The sequence below is a fragment of the Massilia aerilata genome (assembly GCF_042656905.1).
In the GTDB taxonomy this organism is placed as follows: Bacteria; Pseudomonadota; Gammaproteobacteria; order Burkholderiales; family Burkholderiaceae_D; genus Telluria; species Telluria aerilata.
This window is the reverse complement of sequence record NZ_JBHSMZ010000013.1, coordinates 1-8,911: the sequence shown is the minus strand read 5'-3', so window position 1 is coordinate 8,911 and position 8,911 is coordinate 1. Positions and strand designations below refer to the sequence as shown.

The window sequence follows — 8,911 nt, the reverse complement described above, 5'->3', positions numbered from 1 at the left end:
ATAACCTTGGCAGTCAAAGCCAGGTCGATGACAGCTGTTTGTTGACACAACAGATTACAAGTAAAACTACTTCTTCCAGATTCAGGGTAGCGCAACGCATGAGCGAAGCGATACCCGTACAGTTTATGCCTGATGACCATAGCAAGTCGGTACCACCCCTTCCCATCCCGAACAGGACCGTGAAACGACTTTGCGCCGATGATAGTGCTGCAACCAGTGTGAAAGTAGGTTATCGTCAGGCTAATTATTATGCAGAGCCCGTCCAGTTAATTCTGGGCGGGCTTTTTGCTTTTCAGCGCCCGGCTAATAAATAAAAAACCCGTCAGCACGGCACGCATTGCGTACTGCCGACGGGCTCCTTTTGGATTGGCGTCGCGCCCAGCCGTTTCCAGTCCCGCGCCCGTCGGCAAGGCCGACGGACCGCTAGCGCATGAACGGCTGGGCTTACACTCATCCCCGTCTGTGCTCCCCCCGATATCGGAACTTCAGGTAGACGAGTGTCGCCCAGTTCGTGGCATTCCTGCCGGCGCCTGTCAGCTGCACAGGCCATACAGGTATTATCCAGTTGCAAGCGCCCTCATCTGTTCGGGGCTTCACACAAGCCCCGGCACTGCAACACGAATCAGGAGCGCGGCTCGGTAACCTGGATGGGATCGCTTCGTGGAATGAGATACCAGAGTCCCACAAACAGCAGGAGTGAAGCAACCGCGGCTGCGATGCTGAGCGCGAGGCTGTCGGTTGCAAGCGACATCACCGTCAACATATCCAGCGATAGCCCGACAGCCAGTGGCATCAACGCACCACGGATGCTCTTGCGCGAAGTACGCACCATGCGCGAAGTCGCGTGCCCGTACTGCGCGCGCTTGTAGACAGCCGGCGTCATCAGCATACCCATGGCGACCACCAGCAGACACAATCCCACCAGATGGCAGACCTGAGCATAGGTTTGCAGGTCGGTGAAACGTTCATTGAATACGGCGATCGTCTGGAAACCGAACACCGCCTGAAGACCAGGAAGAATGCAGCGCGCTTCCTCGATAATGTCGCGCATCTCCTGTTCGTTTTTCTGTTGTTGAGAAGCTTGGTCGTCCATGGGATGACAGTAACGTCAAACCCGGCAGTATTCAACCGGACGCACGATTGAGCAAATGGATAAATCAGGCGCGCACGATGCCGGCCTTCGACGTCCACTGTTCCAGGCTATGCCGCTGGATCGCCGCCGCCATCAGGTCCGGGAACAGGTCCGGTGTGCAGGCAAAGCAGGGGATGCCCATCGCGGACAGCTTCGCCGCGTTGTCATGGTCGTAGGCCGGCGCGCCCGTATCGTTCAGGGCAAGCAGGGCGATCACCTGGACGCCGCTGCCTACGAGCGCGGCCGCGCGTCCCAGCATGTCCGCATTGTTGCCGCCTTCGTAGAGGTCGCTGATCAGCACGAAGATGGTCTCGCGCGGCCGCGTGATCAATCCCTGGCAGTAGGCCAGCGCGCGATTGATGTCGGTGCCGCCGCCCAACTGGGTGCCGAACAGGACCTCGACCGGATCCGACAGCAGCGGCGTCAGGTCGGCCACCGCCGTGTCGAACGCCACCACCGAGGTGCTGACCGCCTTGATGCTCGCCAGGACCGCCGCGAATACGCCGGCATACACGACCGAGGCCGCCATCGATCCGCTCTGGTCGACGCACAGCACGATGTCGCGCAGCGAACGTCCGCGCCGGCCGAAGCCGACCCGCGTTTCGGGAATGATGGTGCGGTACTCGGGCTGGTAATGCCGCAGATTGGCGCGGATGGTGCGCAGCCAGTCGATCTCATGGTGGCGCGGGCGCAGGTTGCGGACCGCGCGATTCAGGCTGCTCGATACCGCCTGCCGCATCGGCGCCGCCAGCTTGCGCTCCAGTTCCTCGACCACCTTCGCCACCACCTTGCGGGCCGTGGCTTTGGTCTTGTTTGGCATCACGCGGTTCAGGCTGAGAAGGGCCGCCACCAGGTGCACGTCCGGCTCGACCGCGGCCAGCATCTCGGGCTCGCACAGCATCTGCTGCAGCCCCAGGCGGTCCAGCGCATCCTTCTGCATCACCTGCACCACGCTGGACGGGAAGTACTCGCGGATGTCGCCGAGCCAGCGCGCCACCCGCGGCGCCGATGCGCCCAGGCCGCCCTTCGGACTCTCCGGCGTGCCGTACAGCGCGTCGAGGGCGCTGTCGATCGCGGCATCCCCGACCTTCAAGGGGATGTTCGACACCGCGTCCTGGCCCAGCACCAGGCGCCAGCGGCGCGCCGCTTCGGCATTGCGCTCATCATGCGCCATCGACGTTCTCCGGTAAAGCCAGCAGGGTATGCAGGATCGGCAGCACGCGCCGCGCCCGCGCGGGATCCACCGCGGTCGCGGTCAGCATCGCGCCGGACGCGGTGCCGCCCGTATGCGCCGCACGTTCGCCGAGTTCGCGGCGCTCCGGCGCGCTGAAGGTCGATACCGCGCGGCGCAGCAGCGGCAGCAGTTCGGTAAAGGTATCGGGTGGCAGCGCGAGCAGCCAGCCGTTGACGATCTGCCACAGGGTGTCGCTATGCGCCAGCAGCGCGCCGCTGCCCTGCAGGAAGCCCTCCAGCCACTGCGCGGCGGCCAGCGGCGGCACGCCGTACGAACAGTGCAGGGCCAGCTGCTGCGCCGCGCGCTCCGCGCTCCACTCGCCATGCTCGGTCAGGATGCGGGCGCTGCGGCCGCTCAGCATCGGATGCGACACGCTGCTGGCGGCGGCCGTTCCGAGCGCACCGAACCAGGCAGCCTGGTGGGCCTCATCCTGCAGCAGGCGCAGCGCCTGGTCGGCGGCGATGATCTGGCCGAGCAGGTTGGCCGCCGCATCGTCGGCCACGCCGCGCACGCCATAGGGCAAGGCGATGCAGGCGCGCGCCGCCAGGCCGTCGACCACATGGGAGAGCGTAGCCGTGTCCACCTTGCGCGCGCTGCCGTAGCGCAGCACGTTGACCAGCGGCGGCAGGGCGGCCAGCAGCAGGCCGAGGTCCGAGGTCTGGGTGCCGGCGTCCTGGATGCGCGCCATCAGCGGCGCCACCGCCTCGCGCAGGTCGGCCAGCAGCACGAGCTCCATCAGGGCGGTCAGATCGGGCAAGCCGCGGACCGCGGCCGCGCGCTCGGCCGCCAGGCTGCCGGCCGCCGCTTCCAGCGTGCCGCCCCAGCGGCTGGCGGCGATCAGGTCGACCGCGAACTCCGGTTCCCAGGCCAGTCGCCACAGTTCATGAAAGGTGCCGGTCTTGCCGCGCACCGCCTGTTGGCGGCCCCAGGGCACGCCGAGCAGGGCCAGGCGGTGCAGCAATATGCTCTTTTCCAGGTGCGCGGGCTGGCGCAGGTCGAGATCGAGGTCGGTGGCGTCGGCGCGCACTGCCATGCGCAGCCGCTTCTGCTGCGCGAACACGTCCTGCACCAGCGGCACCGCCGGCACGTCGTCCGGCACCGCGCCGAGCGCTTCGTCGACCAGCAGTGCGCGCTCGATCAGCTGCAGCGGCGTATCGCTGTCATAGCAGAACACGGCGCGCACCGCCTCCATCAATTCGTCAAGCCCGGCACGCGGGCGCTCGCGCAGCGCCGCCAGCGTATCGGCCAGGCGCATCGCCTCGATCACGTGTGCGGAGGAGGCGTCGAGGTCGTGCCGGCGCAGCAAGGTCGCGACTGCGGTCAGCCAGTGCAGCGCGGCGCGGTCCTGGTGACGCCACAGGTGGCGGTACCAGCCCGGCGCGGTGACGCCGGCGCCGTAGCCGCTGGCGAAGCTGAGGCGGCCGTGGCTCCAGGGCACCCAGGTTGCCGCCACCTTTTCCTTTGCCAGCCCCCTGAGCAGGTCGACGTCGCTTTTCGCGCTCGGCAGCACGGCCAGCGCCGGCACGTGCCAGGCGCCGCACACCACGGCGATGCGTTCGCGGCCCTCCTTGACGGCCTGGCGGATCGCCGTGCGCATATGCGCTTCGCGCTTCATTTCCAGCGCGTCCGTCAAAGGACCGGCGGCCTCGCGCAGTGCTGTCATCATCTCGGCGATTGCGGCAAACAGGTCGAGACTGTCGCTGCGCTGTTCGACCAGGTGGTCCCACCAGGTTTCGGTGTCGCCGTAGCCTGCCGCATGGGCGAGCCAGCGCAGCGGGTCGGTGTGCAGGTCCGCGTGCGGATCGCCGCCTGCCGGTTCCGGCTGGGCGGGCGCGGCATCCGTATCCGTATCCGCATCGGCATCGGCATCGTCGGGATGCTGCGCAGCCGGCGCCAGTGCCAGCGCCTGCTCTTCGGCCGCGCGCAAGGCAAAGCGCTGGCTCTGCGGCAGGTCGCAAAAGCGCAGGTCGATGCCATGATCGGCCGCATGGCGCAGCGCCTGCCACTCCGGCGAAAACTCGGCGAAGGGATAGAACACGGCGCGCCGCGGCTCGGCCGGCGCGTACACCAGCAGGGCCACCGGCGGCGTCAGCTCGGCGCGCGCGGCGAAGCCCGCCAGCGCATCGGCTTCCGGCGGACCCTCGACCAGGATGCAGTCCGGCTGCAGCTCGCGCAGCGCCGCGGCCAGGCTGCGTGCGCAGCCGGGGCCGTGGTGGCGGATGCCGAACAGGTGGACGCTCATCGCCGCTTACTCCATCACCTCGCGGCAGGCGCGGTACAAATCCTTCCAGCCGCTGCGCTCCTTGACCACCGTCTCCAGGTATTCGAGCATGGCGACGCGGTCCTGCAGCGGATCCTTGACGATCGCGCCGACCATGCCCGCAGCCAGGTCGGCGCCGCGCAGCACGCCGTCACCGAAGTGGGCGGCGAGCGACATGCCGTGGGTGATCACCGAAATCGCCTCGGCCGTGCTCATGCTGGCGCTCGGCACCTTCAGCTTGGTCTTGCCGTCGGCGGTGACGCCCTCGCGCAGCTCGCGGAACACGGTGACGATGCGGCGGATCTCTTCCAGCGCCGGCGCCTCGGCCGGCAGCTCGAGCGCGCGGCCGACGCTGGCCACGCGCGTCTCGACGATGCGCACTTCCTCGTCGGCGGTGCGCGGCGGCGGCAGAATCACGGTATTGAAGCGGCGCTTGAGGGCGCTCGACAGCTCGTTCACGCCGCGGTCGCGGTCATTGGCGGTGGCGATGATATTGAAACCCTTCTGCGCCAGCACCTCGTCGTCCAGCTCCGCGATCGGCAGCACCTTCTCGGACAGGACCGAGATCAGGCTGTCCTGCACCTCGCCCGGCATCCGCGTCAGCTCCTCGATGCGGGCGATCTTCCCGGCCCGCATGGCGCGCATCACCGGGCTCGGTACGATGGCGTCCTGCGACGGCCCTTTCGACAGCAGCTGCGCATAGTTCCAGCCGTAGCGCACGGCTTCCTCGCTAGTGCCGGCAGTGCCTTGCACCACCAGGGTCGAGTCGCCGCTGATCGCCGCCGCCAGGTGTTCCGAGACCCAGGACTTGGCGGTGCCTGGCACGCCCAGCAGCAGCAGGGCGCGGTCGGTGGCGAGCGTGGCCACCGCGATTTCGATCACGCGCGGATTGCCGATGTACTTCGGGCTGATCTCGGCGCCGTTCTCCAGCCGGCCACCAAGCAGATAGGTCGCCACCGCCCATGGCGACATCTTCCAGCGCGGCGGGCGCTGGCGCGTGTCCGCGGCCGTCAAGGCGTCCAGCTCATCGGCGTACTGCTGCTCCGCATGCTGGCGGAGGACGGAATCGAGGGCGGTCATGCGGGCTCCTGGAATGAAAGAATCATCTCGTGGCGCAGGCGCACGAGGTCGAAGAATCGGTCGATGGTCGTGCGCCATTCGCTGTCGATCTTGATGCTGGCGCGCCAGTCCGCTTCGACGGCGGCGGCGACGGCCGGATCGGCGACTTTAGCGAAGGGCGAGAGCAGCAGCTGCGTCGGGCCGAGCTGGCCCTGCTTCATCAAAGTGGGGCGGATGGCCTGCAGGCGGAGCAGGAAGGCGCGGGTCAGCGCCGGCGTCCAGGTATCCCGCGATTGGTCCGCCAGCCGGTGCAGCAGCTGCAGCAGCTCGGGATCGCCGGACCAGTCATCGGGAAGGGCGTCGAGCAGGGCCGCCGATGCGCCGCCCGCATTGTCATGGAAGCGTGCGGCGATCGCGCCGAGCAGGGCGCCCGGCACCGCTTCGCGCCGCACGATGTCGGCGCCCACCCACCACAGCGCCAGTTCCCGCGGCCAGGCCTGCTGCTCGGAGGCGGCATTCGTTTCCATCTGGCGCAGCGCGGCCAGGGACCAGCCGCGCATCAGCACCGCCCTGAATTCGCTGTGCTCGGCCAGGGCCAGGCATTCGCGCGGGCTGCGTTCGAACTGCTTTTCCCACACGCGCGGATCGACGGCCGCCAGCATGTCCATCACCCAGCCAGCCTTTTCGCCGATGCCCGGATGCGCCGACACACCGATGCCGTCGCGCCGCATTGCCGCGTCATGGGTCTCCGGCAGGGTCAATTCGATGCGCGCCTTGCCCAGCCACGGCTTTTCGACGCGCAGCAGCGGCAGCAGGCGCGCCAGCATGCGCTGGCCCAGCTGCGATCCGGGAAGGGATGCCAGCAGGCGCTGCGCCGCCATGCGCACCTCCTTGCGGCGGTCGTCGAGCGCCGCTTCGAGGAAGGCTTCGTCAGCAAGGCTTAGCTGAACGCCGAGCGCTGGCAGTAGGGCCGTACGCTGTTCCGGCGCCTCGCTGGGCCAGGCCGCGGCCAGCGCATCGCGCGCCGCCTGGGGATCGCGGGCGCGCCAGGTGCGCAGCGCAAGAAGGCGCTGCTCAGGCGTGCCGGTGTCCCACGACGCTTCTTCGCCGGCGGCGTCGTTCATGGCCCAGGCCCATTCGGCCTGCATGCGCGCGAGCCAGCGTCCGCGCTCGCCAAGTACCGGCAGCAGTTGGGCGCGCAAGGCCGGCTGGCGCGTGGCCGTGTCGAGCAGGCGCGGGAGAAAGCGCGGCGGCAGATGGCCGCCATGCCGCTGCAGCAGGCGCAGCCACTCGGCCTGCAGGCTGGCCGGGTACAGGCCGCCCAGCAGCAGGGACAGGATCGCTTGCGCATGCGGCGGGCAAGGGCGCAAGTCTTCGGGCGGCGCCGGATCGGGCGCCGCATGGGACGGTCCGGCGGGCGGCAGGAAACCGCTGCGCTCCCACAGGTCGAGCGCACCGAGCGAGAGCCACAGCGTCGCCTCGGCCTCGCTTGCCTGCGCTTGCGGGAACAGCGCATCCAGCGGCGGGGCCGGAGGCGCAGGCGCACGGCCGGCGCGGGCAGTCCCGATCTTCAATAGTTGCTGGCGCTGGCGCAGGTCGTCGCTCATGGTCTCCCTTCAGACGAAGTCGCCGTCGACGCTCAGCAGCCGGCCGTCGTGCCAGACGCTCAGCGGCAGCAGGCTGCGGCCATCCCATTCGCCGCATACCGTCAACGGCTGGCCGCCGCTCAGGGCCAGCAGATGCCAGGGGTGGCGGAAATCGGGATGCAAGGCGATCACGCGTCCATCGGGGCCGCGAAGGATGCCATGGTCGGCGGCATCCGGGACCAGGCCGCCCAGCAGCACCGGGTGGCGCTCGAGGAAGGGCTGGACGGCGAGCGCATCGGCATGGGTGTCCAGCAGGGTGTCCAGGCCACAGGGCGGCGCGGCCAGCGATGCAAGTTGGCGCATGTTCTCCTGGCGCCTGATCTGGGCGCGCAGCGGGTAGGCGCTCGGATAGAAGCACAACTCGCCGTCGAAGGCCGTACCGGGCGCGAGCTGCAGTTCGAAACCCTGGGCGCCGGCCGCGTATTGCAGCAACAGGGCCCAGCGCGCGTCAGGACCGCCGTGCAGCCAGGTGGCGCGCACGCGCAGGCGCTCGTCGTCGAAGGTGGCTTGGGCCAGCACCTGCCAGCAGCCGTCGATGCCGGGCTGGCGCAGCATGTCGTCCTGGCTCACGGTCCAGCCGAGCAGGGCGCGCACATCGGCCTGCAGCGCAGAAGGCAGGCTGTCGAGGCGCTGCCACGCCTGGGTCAGCAGATAGATCGAGGCCAGTTCGTTCGCTACCAGACTGTCGGCATTGCGCAGGCCGGACTGATACAGCAGGCCGCCGGCGCGGCGCAGCCGGCGGGCCAGCGGCGCCGCCTGGGCGTCGGCCATGCGCGCGGCGATGGCATCCCATGGCCCTTGTCCGCGCGAGCGCACCGAGGCGAGACCTTCGCGCGCGAGGTCGTGCAGCCAGGTCTGGAGTTCGCGCATGCCGGCATCGACTTTGTCTTCGCGCTTTTCCTCGCGCTTGCGGGTCTGGGCTGCGGCGAGCGCCGGATCCTGCGTGCTCGTCGCGGCGGCAGTGTCGGCTTTCTTTTCCTGGCGCGCCTGGCGGCTGCCCAGCCAGTCGCTGACCCATTGCGGCTCGGCGCTGTCCTTGAACAGTGCCGGCTCGGCCGCTTTCAATAGATAGAGGCCGAGGCCATGCTTGCAGGGGAATTTGCGGCTGGGGCAGGTGCACTTGAAGGCGGGGCCATTCAAATCGACCTGTGTCTTATAAGGGGTTTTGCCGCTGCCCTGGCATTCGCCCCATAAGGCGGCATCACTTTGGCCGAGATTCGACCAGTAATGCGCCGCCGACAACTGGCTGCCGGCCTTGGCCGAGGCCGGGTCGGGTGCGAGTGCCAGAATCTGGTTGGCGGCTAGAGTCACCGATGTCTTTCGAGCGAATGATGGAAGGGACAGCTCAGCGATGGCATATGCTCCGCGATGTTGAAAGAATGGTCAATCGTGCGGGAAGGGGCTTGCGGACTCCCCCATCCATTTGCTATAGTGCGCGTCCTGCTTCTGCAGTGCCGGAAAAGCTGAACGAAATCAAGTAGTTGAGCTGGATGTTTTGATAACTCCGCTGGTGTTGAAGAAAAACGAGGGGTTGACGAGTTAAGCGAAACACTGCATAATCTCACTTCTCTGCTGCTGAC

At 67.9% G+C, this 8,911-nt stretch carries 6 protein-coding genes and 1 rRNA gene; 1 reads left to right on the top strand and 6 read right to left on the bottom strand.

The window, feature by feature from the left end:
• The first annotated feature begins 128 nt into the window (after positions 1-128).
• Positions 129-241, top strand: a 5S ribosomal RNA gene (gene rrf, locus ACFPO9_RS16715).
• 381 nt (positions 242-622) lie between these two features.
• On the opposite strand, the gene ACFPO9_RS16710 is transcribed toward rrf, so the two are convergent.
• The 6 genes from ACFPO9_RS16710 to ACFPO9_RS16685 form a co-directional block, all read right to left on the bottom strand.
• Entirely contained in the window at positions 623-1,093 is a 471-nt protein-coding gene (locus tag ACFPO9_RS16710) for a DUF6328 family protein (RefSeq protein WP_379772331.1), read from the bottom strand.
• A 64-nt stretch (positions 1,094-1,157) separates the two neighbouring features.
• Positions 1,158-2,306: a VWA domain-containing protein gene (locus tag ACFPO9_RS16705; protein WP_379772328.1), complete on the bottom strand. Its 1,149-nt coding sequence runs from the start codon at positions 2,304-2,306 to the stop codon at positions 1,158-1,160.
• Complete coding sequence (locus tag ACFPO9_RS16700) at positions 2,296-4,608, bottom strand: DUF5682 family protein (RefSeq protein ID WP_379772325.1); 2,313 nt, start codon at positions 4,606-4,608, stop codon at positions 2,296-2,298. Before ACFPO9_RS16700 ends, ACFPO9_RS16705 begins: the two co-directional genes overlap by 11 nt.
• Positions 4,609-4,614: 6 nt before the next feature.
• On the bottom strand, positions 4,615-5,706 hold the full coding sequence (locus tag ACFPO9_RS16695; protein WP_379772322.1) for an ATP-binding protein: 1,092 nt from the start codon (positions 5,704-5,706) through the stop codon (positions 4,615-4,617).
• Positions 5,703-7,292: a DUF5691 domain-containing protein gene (locus ACFPO9_RS16690; protein ID WP_379772319.1), complete on the bottom strand. Its 1,590-nt coding sequence runs from the start codon at positions 7,290-7,292 to the stop codon at positions 5,703-5,705. The genes ACFPO9_RS16695 and ACFPO9_RS16690 overlap by 4 nt, the downstream gene beginning before the upstream one ends.
• 9 nt (positions 7,293-7,301) lie before the next feature.
• Entirely contained in the window at positions 7,302-8,642 is a 1,341-nt protein-coding gene (locus ACFPO9_RS16685) for an SWIM zinc finger family protein (RefSeq protein ID WP_379772316.1), read from the bottom strand.
• Positions 8,643-8,911: the final 269 nt, after the last annotated feature.

Bases quoted from the DNA above. Each gene is read 5' to 3' on its own strand.
- ACFPO9_RS16710 (WP_379772331.1), bottom strand. From the start codon at position 1,093: ATGGACGACCAAGCTTCTCAACAACAGAAAAACGAACAGGAGATGCGC.
- ACFPO9_RS16705 (WP_379772328.1), bottom strand. From the start codon at position 2,306: ATGGCGCATGATGAGCGCAATGCCGAAGCGGCGCGCCGCTGGCGCCTG.
- ACFPO9_RS16700 (WP_379772325.1), bottom strand. From the start codon at position 4,608: ATGAGCGTCCACCTGTTCGGCATCCGCCACCACGGCCCCGGCTGCGCA.
- ACFPO9_RS16695 (WP_379772322.1), bottom strand. From the start codon at position 5,706: ATGACCGCCCTCGATTCCGTCCTCCGCCAGCATGCGGAGCAGCAGTAC.
- ACFPO9_RS16690 (WP_379772319.1), bottom strand. From the start codon at position 7,292: ATGAGCGACGACCTGCGCCAGCGCCAGCAACTATTGAAGATCGGGACT.